Raw genomic sequence first — 18651 nt, 5'->3', positions numbered from 1 at the left:
TCTATTTTGCATTGCATACTCCTTTTATGATATTTCGTAACTTGTTTGTTTTAAACACAGTAAAAAATACAGAATATTGCGAGAACAATTTCACTAGAATTCAATACAAAAAAACTACTTAGCCATTCAATAAAGTACACAAAATACGAAAGCAAGTAATAGAAAAACAGTAGCGTCTTATGACAAATACATATTTAAATTTTCAAAAAGGCTTTATATTCAGTAAACATATTCCGGAAGAAGTATCCAATTTCGATCGGGTTTTCGACATTTTTAAAGACCTGCTCACCCATACCTCCGGTGATATCGAAGAAGCTTTTCACTGGCTCGATATGCTGGATAAAGAGTATGACATTTTCACTGATGAATACACCCTTGAGGATTTTGAAGAAGATTTAAGAAAACGGGGATATATTAAGAAGGAGGATGATACCGAAGAAGGCAATACCGGATCCGGAAAAGGCAAAAATATACTGACCGCTAAATTGGAAGCCGCTTTACGGGAGTATGCCCTAGATCAGATTTTTGGAAAGCTGAAAAAAAGTGGTGTAGGAAACCATCGTACAACAAAAACAGGAGTCGGTGATGAGCGGGATGGTGAAAATCGTTCCTATCAATATGGAGATGACTTATCTCTGGTAAACATGACCGAAAGCTTAAAAAATGCACAGATCAATAATGGAATTGCAGATTTACGTCTCACGGAAGATGATCTCATTGTAGAGGAAACCAAGCATAAAGCTCAAATGAGTACTGTCCTTATGATCGACATTAGCCATTCCATGATTTTATATGGGGAAGACCGGATTACGCCTGCTAAAAAAGTAGCCATGGCGTTAGTGGAACTCATTAACAGAAAATACCCCAAAGATTCGATCGACATTATCGTTTTTGGAAATGAAGCGTGGCCAATAAAAGTAAAAGACCTTCCCTACCTGAAGGTAGGCCCTTATCACACCAACACTGTTGCAGGTCTGGAACTGGCTATGGATATTCTGCGCAGAAAAAGGAATACCAACAAACAGATCTTTATGATTACCGATGGAAAACCAAGCTGTATCCAGTTACCTACCGGAGAATTTTACATGAACAGTAACGGTCTGGATGAAATGATTGTTTCCCAGTGCCTCAACAGGGCAGCACAAGCCAGAAAGTTGAAAATTCCCATTACCACATTTATGATTGCCCAGGATCCTTACCTACGCCAGTTTGTAGAAGCATTTACCGCACAAAATAAAGGGAAAGCCTTTCTGACAGGGTTGTCTGGATTGGGACAAATGATTTTTGAAGATTATGAAAAAAACAGGATAAAGAGAATATAAGTTAGATGCCAGATGCCAAAATTACAGTTAAAGTGTTAAGATTACGGTCTTATTCAATAATTATTATTACTTAAAAGAAAAATGAAAAACGATATTACATTCAAAGAGTTAAAAAAATCCGGATACACTGATAAAACGATTAATGAAGAAATCCAGGCCAATTTAATTGCACGAATTAAAGCTAAAGAACCCGTATTTGAAGGACTATTAGGTTATGAAGATACGGTAATTCCCCAATTGAAAAAGGCAATTCTTGCCGGTCACCATATCAATCTTCTGGGCTTACGCGGACAGGCAAAAACTAGGATTGCGAGAAGCATGGTTGATCTTCTTGACGAATATATGCCTATTGTAAAGGGATCAGAAATCAATGACAGCCCATTTCATCCTATCTCAAAATTTGCCAGAGATCTTATTGCTGAACATGGCGATGATACTCCAATTGCATGGGTACACCGCTCCAACCGATTCTTTGAAAAGCTGGCAACACCGGATGTGAATGTTGCCGATTTGATTGGGGATATAGATCCGATCAAAGCAGCCACTTTAAAGCTGCCTTATTCCGATGAACGTGTTTTGCATTACGGAATGATTCCCCGTGCTAACCGTTCTATATTTGTCTTAAACGAATTGCCCGATTTACAAGCCAGGATTCAAGTATCTCTGTTTAATATTCTACAGGAAGGTGATATTCAGATTCGTGGTTTTCAGCTGCGAATGCCGCTTGATATCCAGTTTGTATTCACAGCCAATCCGGAAGATTATACCAATCGCGGAAGTATCGTAACTCCTTTAAAGGATAGAATCGGATCACAGATTTTCACGCACTATCCTCAAACGATTGCCCTTGCCCGCCAGATTACAGAGCAGGAAGCCAGAGTTTCAGCTGAAGATCAATCAAGAATACAAATTCCGGGGCTGGCAAAAGATCTTTTAGAGGAAGTCGCTTTTGCAGCACGCGATAGTGAATATGTGGATGCAAAAAGCGGTGTCAGTGCCCGTCTTACCATCAGTGCGATGGAAAATCTGGTTGCCGCCGCAAAATTACGTTTGATCGAATCAGATGCTAAAAAAATGACAGTTCGATTACTTGACTTCATGTCAATTATTCCGTCTATTACAGGAAAAATCGAACTTGTGTATGAAGGTGAACAGGAAGGTGCAGATTATGTTGCAAAGATATTAATTGATAAAGCCGTTATGGTTCAATTTGAAAGCCTGTTTCCTCGTATTTCTAAGTTGGAAAAAGAAGGCATCAAAACACCGTATACCGACTTAATCAAATGGTTTAATAAAAACCATCTGGAGCTCAATTATATGGATACTGATAAGGAATATTATGGAAAGCTCAACAGCATTCCTCCTTTAGTAGCTGTAGTTGAAGAAAATACTTCCGGATTAAGTGCAGAGGATCAAAATTTCTGTAAAGAATTGGTTCTATGGGCATTGACGATTAACAAAAAAATAGATAAATCTGAAAATCAAGCAGCTTTTACGTTTGATTCCGCAGATATCGGTCAATTCTTCCGTAATTAAGACTTAGTTCAAACGGATCATTTTTCCGTTTTTAGAGTCATATAGATTTCTTTTAACGAAACTGAATACAAAATAAATCCTCCTGTAATAAGGGGGATTTATAATTACCAGAGCATATTCTGGAAAGATCTATTTTAATAAAGTATCATAGATTTCATTTAATAAATCCTGTCTCATTTTAGAGTTCCTCTGATTCAAAAGAATAATAACTCCCCAGTTCTTAACTCTATTGTAACATATAATTGAAGATTCTCCCATAGAGTCACCTGATTTTACATAAATTGTATTTTGATCATCTGTCAGGATATTGATTCCAAGACCCATCTCCCTGTTGTTGTCTTTGTAGTAGATTTTTTCAGTGACTACAGCAGCCTGGGATATGGCATTGTCTTTGGCCAAAACCGATTTCAAATAGGTAATCATATCAGAAGCATTGGACTTCACCAGCCCTGCAGATGCTGTTATATTCCATTCAAAAAATTCCTGAATACCACCATTAGGATTGTAACCTGTTGTTATGTTTTTCACATTAAAATCTTTTGTCAATGTGTTCGTCATTTTCGATGGAGACAGAATTTTTTCGTGAAGAATTTTATTATAACTCTTCCCATATATTTTTTCTAAAATTTGTCCCAGTAAAGTATAACCGATACTTGAATACCGGTATTTTCCGTAGTCGATTAATTCAGTACAATTATTGACAATGGCAGTCAATGTTTTTTCAGTTACATTGCTTACCGGTTGCTGTGGATTCAGCTCTATCAATTTTCCAAAATCTATATCAGGTAATCCGGATTGGTGAGAAGCTAAATCTGATATTTTTATTTTCTTTTTAAGACTGTTTTGTAATACATATCCTTTAGGAAGATAATTATCTATATAATCATCTGTATTTATTTTATGCTCAATCACTGCCTGTGCTATTAAATTTGAAGTCAGGATTTTAGTAATAGAAGCAATTTCAAATATGGAATTTTTGTCAATATTGATTGAGCTTTCTTTGCTCAGCTTCCCATAGGCTGTATAATACTCTTCATTATTGTGGATGTAACCAACACTGATTCCGACGTCCGGATTTTTTTCATGTTTAGTTTTAATAATGGAATCCATTCTGCTGGAAATTTCCTGTCCAAAGGCACAATTGCTTATTAATAGTACCGTTAAAATTTTTAATGCGTTTTTCATTGTATCGTATTTACGTTAGTAGATGATGTTGATACAAATGTGTAAAAGAAATAGTCCTCCCGCGACCGAATAAAAAAAGTCGAACGCATTTCAGCAAAATATAGCGTACGATGTACAGATTACAAACATACGACTTTTCACAAAACACTACATTACAACGCTTTACGATATTCTGTCGGAGTAATCCCGGTATGTTTTTTAAATGCAGTATTAAAGGAAGATTTAGAATTAAAACCAACCTCATATAGAATTTCAAGAACAGTTACTTTGTTTTTTTCAGTATCCTTTAAAATAGCCATCGCACTTTCGATACGGTATGTATTGATAAAATCAAAAAAATGCTGCCCTAGCTGATGATTGATTAAAAGTGATAAATCCCGAACCGGGATCTCAATATCCTTAGAAATATCCTGGATCGTTAAAGAAGGATTAAGAAAGGGCTTTTCACTTATCATGTAATTCTTTAACTTCAATAGTTCTTCATTATATTCTTTTTCATTGACCACTTCAGGTTCGTTCTCCTTTTCTTCTAAAATAATATCCGAAACGAGTTTTAATTTTGAATCGATATTTCTGAATAAATCTGGATTATTTAGCGCTTTAAATAAATACCAGCAAACAATAAACAGCTGAAGTACCAGGATTCCAATTTTTATCCATTCCGAGATATATGGATAGTCCGAAAACTTGAATATATTTTTGAGAATGGCAATCAGATATAAAACAGTCAGTACTACGGTAAATTGAAATAACCAATGATAAGAATGAATACTTGTTCCTGCGTTGTTTTCAAGATACAATTTCTTTGATTTCCTCAACAGCATAAAAATGGCAACAAAATAGATAAGCACCTGCATATGAAAAAGAACGTGATTGAACTGCAGCTCTATTCTGGTTTGACGATTCATAATAAAGTCAATTTTAGAAGCAATATCCACTGTGTAAAAGCGAGGTATCAAAATTATATTCGCTATTAAAAACGGAAGCAGATGTATGATATATTTTGGTTTAAACTTAAAGTCAGAATAGCAAACCGACAATACATAGAGATAAAAAACAGGAATTTGCAGAAAGGCCAAAGTATTTTTCAGCATTCCCAGATTCGAGGGCCGGTTAATTATCAGGCTCAATAATGGATCACTTATATCCATTGCAGTGATGATAAGAAAAACAGCAAAAAGAACGTTACTGGTCTTATGTTTTGTTTTAACCGTAAGCAGGAAAAATGCAAGAAACAATGAAATGAATAAGGAGATTGCTGTCACAATAATTAAGACATTCATTTTATCCATTCTTTATTCTTTTAGTTTATTATTTTTTCAGGAATTAGTTTTTGAGGGCTGCCCCGTACAAATATATAGAGATTAGATTAAAATTATTTAGATTTTTTATTAAGAAAAATTGGCGCTAGATCACTCGTCTGATAAAAATAATCCAATAAAAAAATACACAACAAAACACTGATTACCAATTATTTAAATAACAATTATAAGTATTAAAAATATATACCATACTTCATAAAGTTTTCTTATATTTATATAACTTATTAAAAAACATATGAAAAAAAAGGTTGTCCTTATCCAGGATAATGAAGAGATCCTGGATATAATGGATGAAGTACTAGAAGATGAAGGATTTGATGTCACTGCGTCTTTAACAACCGAACCAATTGAAAAAATCGACGAGATTGACCCCGATGTTGTTATTGTCGATGATAACATCAAGGGAGACAAGAAAGGGGCAAAAGTTATTGAAGAATTAAAGACTGATCCTCAGACAGAAGACGTTTCTGCTGTACTTACTTCCACGTCACATGATTTACCGGAGAAAGCAAAAGAATGCATGGCAGATGACTATATCGAAAAACCGTTTGATATCGATCATATGATTAATGTAGTTAAAAAAAACTCCTGATTAATGATTGACAGTTTGTCTACAAATAACATATTAATTTACAATTAAAATATAAAGTCCAATATCACATAGATGTTGGATTTTATCATATATAATCCTAGAAGAGATTGATTTGATTTTGATTTAATACAATTAATAATTAGCTTTATCTACTCAAACTCAATACAGAATTAATATTATGAAATACTCAAAAGAATATGTAGCTAAAGAGGAGCATATTGATGTACAGGGAATTATGGATGGCTTGTATTATCCCTTTTACATGGAATATTGCAGACACCAATATATCGATGAGGTTCTAGGTTTCAATCTTGAAAACGAAGCCAAAAATGGCGTCAATATGGTTTTATCCGAATATACAATCAGCTTTTTGAGATCTTTGAAAAAAGGAGACACCTTCACGGTAACCTGTGAACTGTTCCGCGATAAGAATGACGCTCCCAAACTGCACTTTAAGCAAGCCATTATTCTGAACGGTAAAGTCACTACGAAAGCTACTTTTACAGGAACCTGCGTTCCGTCTACCGGCGGCAGACCATTCCTTCCCGACTCCATAAAAGCACTTACTGAAAATGCACCGGTTTTAGAAGACTAACTTCGGTAACATGATAAAACCAATATAATTTTAGCAGGATCTTCTCCCCTATTCCTTATTTTTGCAATGAATTAAACAACTCAATTGTTTATTCTAAAATATGAGCGATATATTTTGTGACAACCATCAAATTGAAGTGGTTTCTACTTTTTCTGAACTTGTCAATTTCCATTTTCAAGGTGGTATAAATGCATTGTGCTGGCATAGAAAGTTAGCCGGTGATTTTAAAGAAATTGTAGATCAACTTCAACTGAAAGAGAATATTACGGAAATTTCCATTGAAGACCTATTAGCTCTGCAAGTATCAGAAAAAGGTAATATGGCAAGGGAAACGATCTTAGGTGACTTACAATTACTGACAGATTTCGGAGCATTACCTTCACTCAATTTACTTAAAAGGTATAATCGCGATGATGAGCTCGATTTCATTTCAACAGATGTATATTCCTACCATGTCGATCGCTCACCCATTGGAACGGATACTTTTTTATGCACCTATTACGGGGCTGCCAGTGATATTATACCCAATAATCAGGTGGAACAAAAAATTCTGATTCCGGAAATCCGGGAAAAACTGAAAGAATTACATAACGGTCCCGAGTCTGAGTTTGAGGACTTCCTGAAAGAGTATTTTTTCGATCTTCATTATCACCCTAAGCCCGATGCAAAACCTGTCAATTTAGGATTAGGACATCTTTGGCGTCTGGCGGTAGATCATCCGACACAGCAAGTCTTACCTTGTGTGCATAGGGCTCCGATTGAAAAGGATGGTGAATACCGTCTGCTTTTGATTTGCTAAGAAATATTTGATAGATAATAGCTTCTATTACTATAATTATATAAATTTCAATACATTAATATTTAACTCCCATGGCTGACACCGTTATATTACCTGAAGGCGCTGAATTTGATCACGTTATACAAGAGGTTTCAAAATATATTCACCTGTATGTAATGCCATTTGGCAAGGACGAACGAACCATTACACGAATAGATAGACGTGAAAACATGTACGGTGGAAGCGGAACCGTATATATGATACATATGTTTGATCAAAAAGAATTAGCCAATAACCGTCTGGCTGCTTATATGGTTCTATTGAATAAAGGAGATGAATCCGGATTTCATACCCATAATGAACGAAACGAAGAAGAATTGTATGTCGTTATCCATGGAACCGGAGAATATCGTGAAAGAACCGGAGCACAGGGACCTGAACGTAAAAAAATTCTTCAAAAAGGAGATATCACAGCCATAAACTCTATAGGTTATCACTCTATAGAAAACACAGGAGATGAACCTTTGATCATGTTTGTGATTACGACTAATAATCCATAGGCATTTTTTAGAACCGAATAAATTACTTCATCATTATGGAAAGAAAAGAAGCTGTCAAAACAAGCATATTGGTTTCTATTGTAATAACGAGTCTTTTAACTCAGCTTATTTCAATTACCGGAGCACTCATTATATCAGCCTTTTATGCTTTGGTATATTTGTATCGCAGTCTTGAAAACAATAAAAAATATGCCCGCTATTTATATCATAGTTTAGCCTTTGTTATTTTTATTATTTCCATTGTCCTTTTTCAACATATCCTACCGGGATTTAATAACGTTCTTATTTTTGATAAAATACAAGTTTCAAAAGATGCAGTTCCTTTTACTATGTATTTTAATATAGATAAAACATTAACAGGACTTATTTTGCTTTTATTGGTAGTTCCAATGAATACCCACCTAAAATCAGCATTGAAAAAGTCCTGGCATCTTATACTAGCAGCCATCTTATTACTGATGGGGCTTTCCTTACTATTTAATTTCGTGAAATTTGATTTTAAATTTTACAGTTATTTCTTTATTTGGGCACTTAATAACCTACTCATAGTGACCATGGCAGAGGAAGTACTGTTTAGAGGTTTCTTTCAGAGGCATTTATCATTATTACCCATAAAACACAGGGAAGTCATTGCTGTTTTTATTGCTGCTCTAGCTTTTGGAGCCCTTCACTGGCAAGGAGGAATAGAATATGTATTATATGCAGTAATTGCAGGGGCGATGTATGGGCTTATCTATCAAAAATCTAAAAATATTTTCCTGAATATTTTAAGTCACTTTTTATTAAACCTAATTCATATTATATTTTTTACTTATCCTTTTTTAAAGTAATATCTTACTTTCAGCTCTCCATCTCCCCAGTCTAACAACATAATTATGGTTTATTTTTATGCTTTGCTAAGTGTCCGATAAGATTTTAATCTGACACCTGTGTGACGTTTGAAAAATTTATTGATATGACTTTCGTCGGTAAAACCAAACTCTTCAGCAATTTCTGTAATTCTTTTATCACTGAAGCGGAGTCTATGCTCAATCAGTCTGATCCGGTAGGCAGAGATGTACTGTTGTATGGATTCACCAGATTGTTTACGGAAATAAGCGCTGGCATATGTTTTTGACAAGTTGAACTTACCAGCAATAACTTCAAGTTTCAACTGTTCAGGCTGGTGAATGTGAACCTGAATATGGTCAATAATCTCCAGTATCTTTTCATCTACATTCTCAAGCATATTTTTTGGTCTGATATACGATAAATTCCGTGCTGTTATTACGATAATTGCATTGACCAAATGTCTGATTAAATCTTCTTTGTACATATTATCCTGTTGTAAGATTTGTAACAAATATTGCATCAGTGAGTCAACCCCTTCTTTATCATCGGTATTTCTCAAAATCGATTCGGATAAATGAGAAGAGTGAAAAAGTACACATTCCATATGATCAATACTTTTCCATTGAAATTCAGATACATAATTATGCCCGAAACGAATGATTAGAAACTCGCTGAATTCCTCTACTTCAAAACTATGCCGATCATTGGGTGTCAAAAGGAACAGTTCTTTTTTACTATAAGGAACTCTGTTACCGTTTATAACATGTACGCCGCTGCCCGAAAGCACATAAAAAATTTCAAAAAAATTGAATTGTGTCTCATCATCTGTACATCCTTCTGATGTTTTATAATAAACCTCAACCGACTGATATATATTTTCTCTTACCATAATAAACCTACCGAAATACATCACAAATGTACCTTTTTTTATTTTAATTATAGGTATAATTTTACCTTTATTAAAAATTCACATAATGAAAAACGTTAAACTATCAGTTTTGGATGAGGCTCTTATCCTGCAAGGTTTTAGTATAAAAGATTCTTTTGAAAGATCTGTTACCGATGCTCTATATATTGAAGAATTAGGCTACGAACGTGTCTGGTTTGCCGAACATCACAATATGGCCTATATCGCCAGCTCTGCAACTTCATTGCTTATCGGACACATTGCCGGTAAAACCAATCGTATCCGTGTAGGTGCAGGCGGCATCATGTTGCCCAATCATGCACCACTCCTGGTCGCCGAACAGTTCGGCACATTAGATACTTTGTATCCTAACCGGATTGATTTGGGAGTTGGCCGGGCACCAGGTGCAGACCAGATTACTACCATGGCTCTTCGCCGGAATAATCCAAATACCGCCGCCTATTTCAAAGAAGATATCATCTCCATACAAAAGTATTTCAGGAATACGGATCCATCCGCAACACCTCGAGCCTTTCCCGGAGAAGGAGCCAATGTTCCTTTTTATATATTAGGAGCAAGTATTAACTCAGCCATGCTAGCAGCTGAACTAGGCCTACCCTATGTCTTCGCAGCTCACTTTGCACCAGGGATGTTAAGAGAAGCAGCCCAAGTATACAAAAAAGCATTTAAACCTTCTGTATATGCCCAAACTCCTTATCTGATCGTCTGCGTCAATGTCATTGCTGCTGAAAGTAACCAGGAAGCTTTTTACCTTTCCTCCAGTTTATTTAATTTATTTGCAGGTGTAGTCATCAACGAACCTTATCTGCTATCACCACCTACTGATCAATTAATCTATGATGGAAAACCACAAATCGAGGCCGCTGTAAAACAAATGACAGCAGGAACATTTATAGGTGACCAGGAAACAATTGCACGAGAAATCTCTTCATTTGTCGAACTTCATCAAATCGATGAGATTATGATGACCAATTATATTTTTGATCATGCTAAAAAACTTAAGGCCTTTAAAATCAGTATTGATGCCGTGGCCCATCTGCCATAAATCAATAACTTAACTAATTATAATATAAAATGTTATCCTTCCTATTTAAATTTTTAATAAAAAAACTATATCCCATCATAAGCTTATTTCCGATTTTTTCCTTTTTTCATTCCGTTGTTGCCCAACAAGGTGACATTCCAGTCGAAGTATTGGCAGGACATCGTGCTGTTACACATCAGATGTACATGACCAAGTATCTGAGTACATCAAGCAAATTTGGTTATTTTGGTTATCTAAGATATGAGGCCCCCTATTCCAAGCGAGAAAATAGTGATTTCACCGGCCAGTCACTATTCTTTTACGATGTGGCCAAAGGTGTAAGTCTGGGTGGTGGTGGATATGTAGCCAATGAAGGTTTTATCCCTCAAATTGCCATCGCCTATACTCGTGATGTTGGTGATTTATCCTTTGCCGCTTTCGGCTCTTTTGAGCCTGTCCGATCTCCCAATAGCGAACTTTTTTTATTGATGACTTATATTCCTCCATTGAACAAACAAGGTTCTTTGAAACTATTTGCTCAATTTATAGGATCCTATAATTTTAATTATAAAAATAACCTAAGATATAACTTTGCCACCCAGTACCTACGGTTAGGTTTAAGCAGAAAAGGATGGCAGTTCGGTCTTGCTGCCGACTTGACCCAGGTCAATAATATTGGATCTTTACCGAGCAACACAGGTATATTTCTGCGGCGTTTGTTGTAAATACATTTGGATACCCTATACTTGAGTACATTGTTATTTATCCGCAATCGTGCAAATGATTCTGAAAAATAAAGACATACTGGTGTACTCAAGTATAGGTTAGCTTAATGAATAGCATATTCTTTTACGTTGATATAAATATCCGCTTTTTTATAAAGTTCCAAGGTAACAAAAACAAGCGTGTAGTAGAAATTATGGAAATTATTTTCCTTATTATTCCAACTTCCAAAAAAATAAGCAAAGTTGATTTGTTTCGCTTCCACCATTAGAACAAACTTAATTGATTAGACTTTGGCGAATAATCAAAGTTTGTTGTAAGATACCAAGCTTTAAAGCCTGTTGCTTTGCATTTCCTTTTTTCAACTTCCCACAGCCTTCCAGCTTTTTCTAACTCTCTTTTATATCTACAAATATTTTTTTGGGGAACGCCTGTTGCTTCTGCAATCATTGAAGCCGTTGCAATATGATGTTGTAAATATTGAAATATGGTTTTCAATTGGTTTTCAAAACCTTTATCTTTACCTTGTCCTTTATGCTTCGGATTATTACCAGCCTTCAAATACTCAATTAGCTCGGTTCGGGAAAAATACAAGCATTTACTTCGCTTCGCAACAAGAAGTTCCCCTTTTGATATTTTTCTGTATAATGTTGGTACAGATAAATTCAAAAGTTCGCTTGCTTGCTTAATAGTTAGAATTTGTTTCTGTTGTTGGCTGGGTTGCTGTTCGTTCCTTACTGCGTTTAGAAGGTTTATAGTAACTTTTTCCGCAATACTATCTATAAGTGTTTTCGGATCAATAGGGCCTAATACAAAATTGTGCATAATCTTTAATTTTTTAATTATGCTTCAAAAGTATTTAGGGATTTTAGTAGGGATTTCTAAGGATTTTCCCAGCTATTCCTTTATTAGTTTTTTAGTGATAAGATAATTTTGTGTTGTTGTCCAATTTTCAGATAATGTTCTAACTGCATTTATCCAATCTTTTGAAATCTTTTGTAAATCGGTTTCTTTGTGAATATCAAATTCTTTCACATTTCTGACTGCTTTCATAAAAGTATTCCTTTTAAACCTTTTGCAATTCCAATATCTTCAATTTCCTTTTGATTATAGCCTCCATCAATTCGATTAACAGGTAGTTTCTTTCCATTTGCATACAAGTCAAAAATATAGGCTAAAGCATACTCTTTTGCAATAAACTTCGGCGCTTTTTCATAATAATAAATCTCTCTTTTTTCCTCTAACCATTTTTTATAAAGAAAATATTTTGCGTAAATAGATGCTGAGTTACCATTGAAATAATATTCATAATCATAAAAAGGTAATTTGGGATTTTCATAGAAATTATTTGCTAACCTCAAATATTCTAAATATTCTGAATTATCTTTATTATTAAAAGCGATTTCTGTTGATTGTTTATTCGCTTCACCTATAAATGTATAAATACGGTTTAATTCGTCTTGGATTATCTTCGCAGATGGCTTATCACTATATTTATTTATAAATATTTGTTTCATTGATTCAAAAACTCTTTTTGAACGGTGTTTTTTAAATCTCTCAATTGCTTCTTCTTTATTTTTTGGTTGTGGAAAAATACTATAACTTTCTCCTTCTCTAATTCCAAGTCTTTGAGCATCTTCCTTATTTGCTTTTATAAAAACCCTTTTTGATTGTTCATATTTTTCAGATTCTAAAAATTTGTTATAATTCTCAATATCAATTATTTTCTTATTTCTATTTTTAGCATCAGTGTAAAGCATTTCATAACCTGAAAAAATCTTAACAATTTCTAATAATCGAGGATTCAAGCCAGCATTATATTGGGTTTTATAATTTTCATTTGAGAATGATAATATTAATTTTTGTTTCAACTCCTTAACTGCGTTTTCAGAAAAAACTAAAACCTCATCAATTTCACTTTGAATAGTTGCGTTTTCAAGTTTAATCTGCTGTAAATTCAAAATCCTAAACGGTTCGGTTTCAAGTTCAAAAGTTTCAGTTTCTTTTTTTAAGTAATTTAAAAATTCAGGGAAAGTTTCAAAGTGTAAGTTATTTGAATTGCCTGTTAATTTTCTTACTGCTTTTTCTATTCCTTGCTTATCTAAACTTTCAACAGTTACAACATTTGTTTGAAGTTTACTAAATTCATTAAAATCTCCATCTTTAAAAAACTCATAAAATTCATTTAAAGTTCTGTCTAATTCAAAGAAAAAGAATTGCAAATAAAAATCAAAGTTCGTTTCATTTCTAAAGTTTAGATATTTCTGTTTCGCTTCAAATATTGAGTGTAAATCATCTTCATTAAAATTTCTTTGAAGTTCAAATAAATCAGGTTGAGCTGTCAAATTTATTATTGGTGTACTAATATCTGCAATATTCAATTCTTTTATTTTTTCTTTTAAAGGAAATATTATTTCTGCATCAACAATATCAAACTGCTCTGCTATTTGTATTTGTAGCTTATCATATTCAATTTTAGATTTGTAATTTTCGCTTGGTCTTATAGAACTTCGTTTTTCAAGCAATCCATTTGTTTCATCTATCAAACCTTGTTTACTCAATAGATAGGCTGTGTTTGAGTGTAAAAAATCAATAAATGAAAATAAATTTATAACGTTTTCTGTAATCATTTTGTCTTTTATGTTTTTAAATTATAAAAAAACGATTTTGCCATAAAATTCTTTTGAGGCACAATAAATAAATGAAGGTACAAATTTGTACTAATTATCACAAAACAACACAAAAGAAAGCTATATTACAAAAAAAGCCTTTTAAAAAAGGCTTTAAAGTATATTAATAAAGATTTTTATTGATTACTTCCCAATACAAAACTTCGAGAAAATATTCCCCAACACCTCATCATTGGTCACCTCACCTGAGATCTCTCCAAGATGTTCCAATGCATTACGAAGTTCATACGCTAATAATTCGGTAGAAATCTTGAAAGTAATCGCCTCGTTAACTTTATGTACTGCTTCCAGAGATTTTTGTAATGATGCAAAATGACGCTGATTGGTGATCACCACATTGCTTTCCTGGGATTGTAATTGTTCAACATAAGAAGACAATTCATTTTTCAGGTCCTGAATATTTTGGTTTTCAACCGCAGAGATGGTAATAAAATCAAACTCATGGGTAATTTCATTTCTGAAAGTATCTTCTACCTTTTCATATTTTGTAGGAATGACCTCATCAATTTTGGTTGCACAAATAATCAATTTCAAATCATCTCTCACTAAAGATTGAATCATTTCAATATCATCCGAGAAATCTTCGGTCGCTGCATCTGCTAAATAGACCAGGATATTGGCATTTTCAACTTTTTCTTTTGCTTTCTTAACACCAATCGCTTCAATTTCATCTGCTGTTTCCCGCAATCCTGCAGTATCAATGAGACGGAACGCATGGCCTTTGATATGTAAAACTTCTTCAATCGTATCTCTCGTTGTTCCGGCGATACTGCTGACAATTGCTCTTTCTTCTTTTAATAAAGCATTCAGTAAAGTTGATTTTCCTGCATTCGGCTTACCAATAATGGCAACCGCAGTTCCATTTTTAATAGCATTCCCGTACTGAAAACTTTCAATAAGAGAGTTTAATTTTAATTCAATTTTATTCAGCAACTGGTTCAGGGCAGATCTGTCTGCGAATTCCACGTCTTCTTCTGCAAAATCTAGTTCCAGCTCGATCAATGAAACAAAATTCAGCAAATCCGTTCTTAATATTGATATTTCATTGGTAATTCCACCCTTCAGCTGGTTGATAGCTACTTTTCTGGAAGCTTCATTTTCGGAAGCAATTACATCAGCAATCGCTTCAGCCTGAGAAAGATCAATTCTGCCATTGATAAAAGCACGAAGTGTAAATTCCCCTGCTTTCGCCATTCTTGCTCCGTTCTTAGTAAGCGTTTCCAGAATTCTTTTTCCAATGTGCGGAGATCCATGGAAAGCTATTTCCACAGAGTTTTCAGTCGTAAAACTTTTTGGAGCCAAAAAAATGGACAGCATTACCTCATCAATCGCTTCATCACCATCCATGAAATACCCATAATGAATGGTATGGGATTTCTGTTTCTCCAGGTTTTTTCCCGGAAAAGATTTCTGAACGACTGCTAAAGATTCGTTTCCCGAAACTCTGATAATGCCTAATGCTCCTACTCCATTGGCCGTAGCCAGTGCACAAATGGTATCGTTATTCATACTGCAAATTTACGCTTTTTAATGGTAATTTTTAAAGGGAGTAATCATATAGATTGTCTATTCTTTTTATTTGAATTAAACAAAGATGCAAGGGATCTTTCTCTTTTTACCCTCTGTACATGATTAGGCTGATTTCTGAAAACTTCACCATTCTTTCTGAGTTTAGATTTCTTCGCACTGAAATCAAAGACTACACCAAGTCAATGACTAAAAAGATCTGTGTAATCTGTGAGATCCGTGGGAATTTCTAACATTCTACAGATTATACTGCTTTGCTTTAGCAGATTCTATAAAAAACTTTGATTTTTATAGAACTTATGTGCACTTCTTATACATCAGGTATAAAGCTTAAGTAACTGAAGTGTTTAAAACTTTTGTGATTTTATTTTCTTCGCCACAGATTTCACAGATTAACACAGATGTTTATGGCTTTTGATGCTCTCAGATTATGCTGATCAAGCTGATTTCTATTTTTTTATTTTAATGCAAGTTGAGATTCTTCATTCCGCTACGCTTCATTCTGAAATCGAAGATTAGACGAAGTCAATGACAAAGGATAATGTTAATAGTTTTTGTTTTTCTTTGCTGAGTGAAACGCCCTTGCGCCTTAAAAACGTAGTATTTTCAGAACCCTTTGCGTCTTTGCGATTAACCATATTCAAGTTTTTTAACGCAAAGAGGAATAAGAATGTTGCATACTGAGAGCAAACAAAGAGTTGCTTCGCTTATTAAACTAACGTTTTCTTGTTATCTGCGAAATCTGTGAGAACTTCAAAAGTCCGTCTTTGAGATTAACAAAGTATTTATTCAAAAAAAAAAACAAAATCATCCCATTCCTGAGATGATTCTAACTGTTCTTGCTTTAAAAAATATATATGTAAGATATGAAAAGGTGCTTGTTTGTATTGATACAAATGTAGTCTACCGTATAGACACAACCTTCAGGGAAATCCCTAGAAATATATCCGTAAAAACACGGTTGCCCAATTTAAAAGTACCTTACCAAAATACATTGTTACATTAACAAAATAAAAAGCCCTGTAAGAAATATCTACAGAGCTTTTAAATTGATCTAACAATTCTTAAAGTGGACTTACCAGTTGTAAGAACCATTCTTTAACATCACCTTCAAGATAAGGTGAAAGTTTTTCCTCACAAGTTTTGTGATACTGGTTTAGCCAGGCTATTTCTTTTTCAGAAAGGATTTCTTTTACGATAGTATCTTTAAAGAACGGACAGAACGTTAACGTTTCAAAGTCGTAAAATACTCCTGATCCTGTTTTTTCTGCTTCTTTTACTGCAATTAAGTTTTCATGACGGATGCCATATTCTCCCTCCAGGTAATATCCGGGTTCGTTTGAACAAACCATTCCAGGAAGAAGGTCTTGTGGGTTCAAATCTTTCCTGATATTCTGAGGACCCTCATGTACGTTCATAAAGCTCCCTACTCCATGTCCTGTACCGTGATTGAAATCTTTACCTTCCATCCATAAAGGAAGCCTTGCAATAGCATCTAAATGGGTTCCTTTTGTCCCTTTCGGAAACTTCACCATAGATAAGCGGATCAATCCCTGTAATACCAATGTAGAGTTTCGTTTAAAGTCTTCAGAAACATTTCCTAAAGCAAATGTTCTGGTGATATCGGTAGTTCCTTCCAGATACTGACCTCCTGAATCGACAAGGATGCTCGCATCATTCGTCACTTCTTTACTTCCTTCGCTTTTAGCCGAGTAATGCATAATCGCACCATTATCTTTGTAACCAACAATGCTTCCAAAGCTTTCTCCTACAAAGTTTTCTCCTTCTTTACGGAATCCTAATAGTTTTTCACCAATAGAATATTCTGTCATGGCTTCTTTTCCGGCATTATGAGTAAGCCAATACAGGAATTTCACCATAGCCACTCCATCTCTTACCATTACTTTTCTGAAGCCTTCCAGTTCAGTTTCATTTTTCTGAGCTTTCATAAGGTTTCCCGGAACCGGAGCTTTTACAAACTGGTTATCCGTCTTCAGTGTTTCAAAAATAGACTGGTTACTGTTTGAAGAGATTAAAACGCTTTCATTTTTGATCGTTTTTAAATGATTATAAAACTCTTCATAAGGCATCATTTTTACAAAAGAATCATCCAGCTGTTTTCTTGCTTCAACTTCTAATTTTTCAAGATCGGTAAACAAAATCGCGTCATTTTTAGTGATGATGATGTATCCTAAAAATACAGGATTACTTTGCACATCACTTCCCCTAAGGTTAAGCGTCCATGCTACATCATCAAGACTTGAGATGATATGAACCGTTACTTCCTGTCCCTCCATTTTCTGGCGGATTGCAGACAGCTTATCGGTTACAGATTTCCCTGCTCTTTCTACAGGCTGAATATATATCGGATTTTTTGATGGGGTTCCTCTATCCTTCCAAACTTCTTTCAGTAAAGGAGCATCCGCCAATGTGATATTTTTATGATCTAATTTTTGAGAAAGCAGCTCCCAGTTGGTATGGGATGTGGCCAAAGCATTAACCGCCACTTTTCCATTAGAAGGAATTTCTGAAATGATCCAGTCGATATAATGAGGAGTTCCCTCCATTCCATCTTTAAAAAGATCGATTCCCGAACCTTCCAGTTCAAGTGCTGCCTGTGTAAAGTATCGTCCGTCGGTCCAAAGTCCGGCTTTATCCTTAGTGATGACCACAAAACCAGCCGAGCCTAAAAAACCTGAAAGCCAGGCTCTCTCCTGCCATTCTTCAGGTAAATATTCACTCATATGCGGATCTGCAGAATATACTATAAATGCATCAACATTATTTTTCTGCATTTCTTCACGAAGCGCAGCTACTTTTTCCTTTGAAGTCATTTTTCAATTTTTAAAACCCGAAGTTACAAAAAAATTGAGGTTTAGAATTCAAATTATCCACTGATTTTTCCAGAATTTATAGTATTTTTTTCTTTTTAAATCCATAGCAAAAACAGGATGATTTTTATTCTCATATCATAGGCCCTTGGAAAGGAAAACGTCTTTTCAAAGTCTTTTGAATTTTTTTCCATTTCCTGGCTTTAG

The 18651-nt window shown here is 34.5% G+C and carries 17 protein-coding genes; 9 read left to right on the top strand and 8 right to left on the bottom strand.

The genetic code is table 11. From position 1 onward, the window contains the following. The first annotated feature begins 179 nt into the window (after nucleotides 1–179). Complete coding sequence (locus tag CJF12_RS00930; protein WP_034684344.1) at nucleotides 180–1322, top strand: vWA domain-containing protein; 1143 nt, start codon at nucleotides 180–182, stop codon at nucleotides 1320–1322. A gap of 81 nt (nucleotides 1323–1403) precedes the next feature. Then, nucleotides 1404–2858 carry a sigma 54-interacting transcriptional regulator gene (locus tag CJF12_RS00925; RefSeq protein ID WP_034684341.1) on the top strand — a complete coding sequence of 485 codons (1455 nt, stop codon included), beginning with the start codon at nucleotides 1404–1406 and terminating at the stop codon, nucleotides 2856–2858. A 129-nt stretch (nucleotides 2859–2987) separates the two neighbouring features. Here the strand turns inward: CJF12_RS00925 and CJF12_RS00920 are convergent, their stop codons facing one another. After that, nucleotides 2988–4043, bottom strand: coding sequence for a serine hydrolase domain-containing protein (locus CJF12_RS00920; protein WP_034684340.1), 1056 nt, complete (start codon nucleotides 4041–4043; stop codon nucleotides 2988–2990). A gap of 152 nt (nucleotides 4044–4195) precedes the next feature. After that, nucleotides 4196–5326: a helix-turn-helix domain-containing protein gene (locus CJF12_RS00915; protein ID WP_228423521.1), complete on the bottom strand. Its 1131-nt coding sequence runs from the start codon at nucleotides 5324–5326 to the stop codon at nucleotides 4196–4198. Between the two features lie 274 nt (nucleotides 5327–5600). Between CJF12_RS00915 and CJF12_RS00910 the strand changes: the two genes are divergently transcribed. From CJF12_RS00910 to CJF12_RS00890, 5 genes are all read left to right on the top strand, one after another. Then, nucleotides 5601–5957, top strand: coding sequence for a response regulator (locus CJF12_RS00910; RefSeq protein WP_034684337.1), 357 nt, complete (start codon nucleotides 5601–5603; stop codon nucleotides 5955–5957). Between the two features lie 178 nt (nucleotides 5958–6135). Beyond that, entirely contained in the window at nucleotides 6136–6552 is a 417-nt protein-coding gene (locus tag CJF12_RS00905) for an acyl-CoA thioesterase (protein ID WP_034684335.1), read from the top strand. A gap of 100 nt (nucleotides 6553–6652) precedes the next feature. Further along, nucleotides 6653–7351, top strand: coding sequence for a DUF1826 domain-containing protein (locus CJF12_RS00900; protein WP_034684333.1), 699 nt, complete (start codon nucleotides 6653–6655; stop codon nucleotides 7349–7351). Nucleotides 7352–7422: 71 nt separating this feature from the next. Continuing rightward, complete coding sequence (locus tag CJF12_RS00895; protein WP_051887272.1) at nucleotides 7423–7890, top strand: cupin domain-containing protein; 468 nt, start codon at nucleotides 7423–7425, stop codon at nucleotides 7888–7890. Between the two features lie 35 nt (nucleotides 7891–7925). Continuing rightward, the gene (locus tag CJF12_RS00890) at nucleotides 7926–8720 is read left to right on the top strand and encodes a CPBP family intramembrane glutamic endopeptidase (RefSeq protein ID WP_034684330.1); all 795 of its coding nucleotides are present in this window, start codon (nucleotides 7926–7928) and stop codon (nucleotides 8718–8720) included. Between the two features lie 56 nt (nucleotides 8721–8776). On the opposite strand, the gene CJF12_RS00885 is transcribed toward CJF12_RS00890, so the two are convergent. Further along, entirely contained in the window at nucleotides 8777–9631 is an 855-nt protein-coding gene (locus CJF12_RS00885) for an AraC family transcriptional regulator (protein WP_228379091.1), read from the bottom strand. Nucleotides 9632–9695: 64 nt separating this feature from the next. Between CJF12_RS00885 and CJF12_RS00880 the strand changes: the two genes are divergently transcribed. Then, nucleotides 9696–10694: an LLM class flavin-dependent oxidoreductase gene (locus CJF12_RS00880; protein WP_034684326.1), complete on the top strand. Its 999-nt coding sequence runs from the start codon at nucleotides 9696–9698 to the stop codon at nucleotides 10692–10694. 29 nt (nucleotides 10695–10723) lie between these two features. Beyond that, nucleotides 10724–11398 carry a hypothetical protein gene (locus CJF12_RS00875; protein ID WP_034684324.1) on the top strand — a complete coding sequence of 225 codons (675 nt, stop codon included), beginning with the start codon at nucleotides 10724–10726 and terminating at the stop codon, nucleotides 11396–11398. 265 nt (nucleotides 11399–11663) lie between these two features. On the opposite strand, the gene CJF12_RS20105 is transcribed toward CJF12_RS00875, so the two are convergent. The 5 genes from CJF12_RS20105 to CJF12_RS00855 all read right to left on the bottom strand — a co-directional run bounded on the left by CJF12_RS20105 (nucleotide 11664) and on the right by CJF12_RS00855 (nucleotide 18447). Beyond that, nucleotides 11664–12221: a helix-turn-helix domain-containing protein gene (locus tag CJF12_RS20105; RefSeq protein ID WP_084675637.1), complete on the bottom strand. Its 558-nt coding sequence runs from the start codon at nucleotides 12219–12221 to the stop codon at nucleotides 11664–11666. Between the two features lie 72 nt (nucleotides 12222–12293). Then, complete coding sequence (locus CJF12_RS19800) at nucleotides 12294–12449, bottom strand: hypothetical protein (protein WP_157759827.1); 156 nt, start codon at nucleotides 12447–12449, stop codon at nucleotides 12294–12296. Continuing rightward, nucleotides 12446–14026, bottom strand: a complete 1581-nt coding sequence (locus tag CJF12_RS00865) for a hypothetical protein (RefSeq protein ID WP_034684321.1) — start codon at nucleotides 14024–14026, stop codon at nucleotides 12446–12448. Before CJF12_RS00865 ends, CJF12_RS19800 begins: the two co-directional genes overlap by 4 nt. Nucleotides 14027–14209: 183 nt before the next feature. Then, on the bottom strand, nucleotides 14210–15595 hold the full coding sequence (gene mnmE, locus CJF12_RS00860) for a tRNA uridine-5-carboxymethylaminomethyl(34) synthesis GTPase MnmE (protein WP_034684318.1): 1386 nt from the start codon (nucleotides 15593–15595) through the stop codon (nucleotides 14210–14212). Nucleotides 15596–16677: 1082 nt separating this feature from the next. Further along, a complete protein-coding gene (locus CJF12_RS00855; RefSeq protein ID WP_034684316.1) occupies nucleotides 16678–18447 on the bottom strand; it encodes an aminopeptidase P family protein in 1770 nt (589 codons plus the stop codon). Nucleotides 18448–18651: the final 204 nt, after the last annotated feature.

The organism is Chryseobacterium piperi (assembly GCF_002285635.2).
Taxonomy (GTDB): Bacteria; Bacteroidota; Bacteroidia; order Flavobacteriales; family Weeksellaceae; genus Chryseobacterium; species Chryseobacterium piperi.
The sequence above is the reverse complement of the archived record's forward strand: the minus strand, read 5'-3'. Positions and strand labels throughout refer to the sequence as shown.

What these genes read in the sequence shown, in the direction of transcription:
- CJF12_RS00900 (WP_034684333.1), top strand. Translation starts at nt 6,653, where the DNA reads ATGAGCGATATATTTTGTGACAACCATCAAATTGAAGTGGTTTCTACT.
- CJF12_RS00885 (WP_228379091.1), bottom strand. Translation starts at nt 9,631, where the DNA reads ATGTATTTCGGTAGGTTTATTATGGTAAGAGAAAATATATATCAGTCG.
- CJF12_RS00865 (WP_034684321.1), bottom strand. Translation starts at nt 14,026, where the DNA reads ATGATTACAGAAAACGTTATAAATTTATTTTCATTTATTGATTTTTTA.
- CJF12_RS00925 (WP_034684341.1), top strand. Translation starts at nt 1,404, where the DNA reads ATGAAAAACGATATTACATTCAAAGAGTTAAAAAAATCCGGATACACT.
- CJF12_RS00915 (WP_228423521.1), bottom strand. Translation starts at nt 5,326, where the DNA reads ATGAATGTCTTAATTATTGTGACAGCAATCTCCTTATTCATTTCATTG.
- CJF12_RS19800 (WP_157759827.1), bottom strand. Translation starts at nt 12,449, where the DNA reads ATGAAAGCAGTCAGAAATGTGAAAGAATTTGATATTCACAAAGAAACC.
- CJF12_RS00875 (WP_034684324.1), top strand. Translation starts at nt 10,724, where the DNA reads ATGTTATCCTTCCTATTTAAATTTTTAATAAAAAAACTATATCCCATC.
- CJF12_RS00855 (WP_034684316.1), bottom strand. Translation starts at nt 18,447, where the DNA reads ATGACTTCAAAGGAAAAAGTAGCTGCGCTTCGTGAAGAAATGCAGAAA.
- CJF12_RS00930 (WP_034684344.1), top strand. Translation starts at nt 180, where the DNA reads ATGACAAATACATATTTAAATTTTCAAAAAGGCTTTATATTCAGTAAA.
- CJF12_RS20105 (WP_084675637.1), bottom strand. Translation starts at nt 12,221, where the DNA reads ATGCACAATTTTGTATTAGGCCCTATTGATCCGAAAACACTTATAGAT.
- CJF12_RS00895 (WP_051887272.1), top strand. Translation starts at nt 7,423, where the DNA reads ATGGCTGACACCGTTATATTACCTGAAGGCGCTGAATTTGATCACGTT.
- CJF12_RS00880 (WP_034684326.1), top strand. Translation starts at nt 9,696, where the DNA reads ATGAAAAACGTTAAACTATCAGTTTTGGATGAGGCTCTTATCCTGCAA.
- CJF12_RS00920 (WP_034684340.1), bottom strand. Translation starts at nt 4,043, where the DNA reads ATGAAAAACGCATTAAAAATTTTAACGGTACTATTAATAAGCAATTGT.
- mnmE (WP_034684318.1), bottom strand. Translation starts at nt 15,595, where the DNA reads ATGAATAACGATACCATTTGTGCACTGGCTACGGCCAATGGAGTAGGA.
- CJF12_RS00905 (WP_034684335.1), top strand. Translation starts at nt 6,136, where the DNA reads ATGAAATACTCAAAAGAATATGTAGCTAAAGAGGAGCATATTGATGTA.
- CJF12_RS00910 (WP_034684337.1), top strand. Translation starts at nt 5,601, where the DNA reads ATGAAAAAAAAGGTTGTCCTTATCCAGGATAATGAAGAGATCCTGGAT.
- CJF12_RS00890 (WP_034684330.1), top strand. Translation starts at nt 7,926, where the DNA reads ATGGAAAGAAAAGAAGCTGTCAAAACAAGCATATTGGTTTCTATTGTA.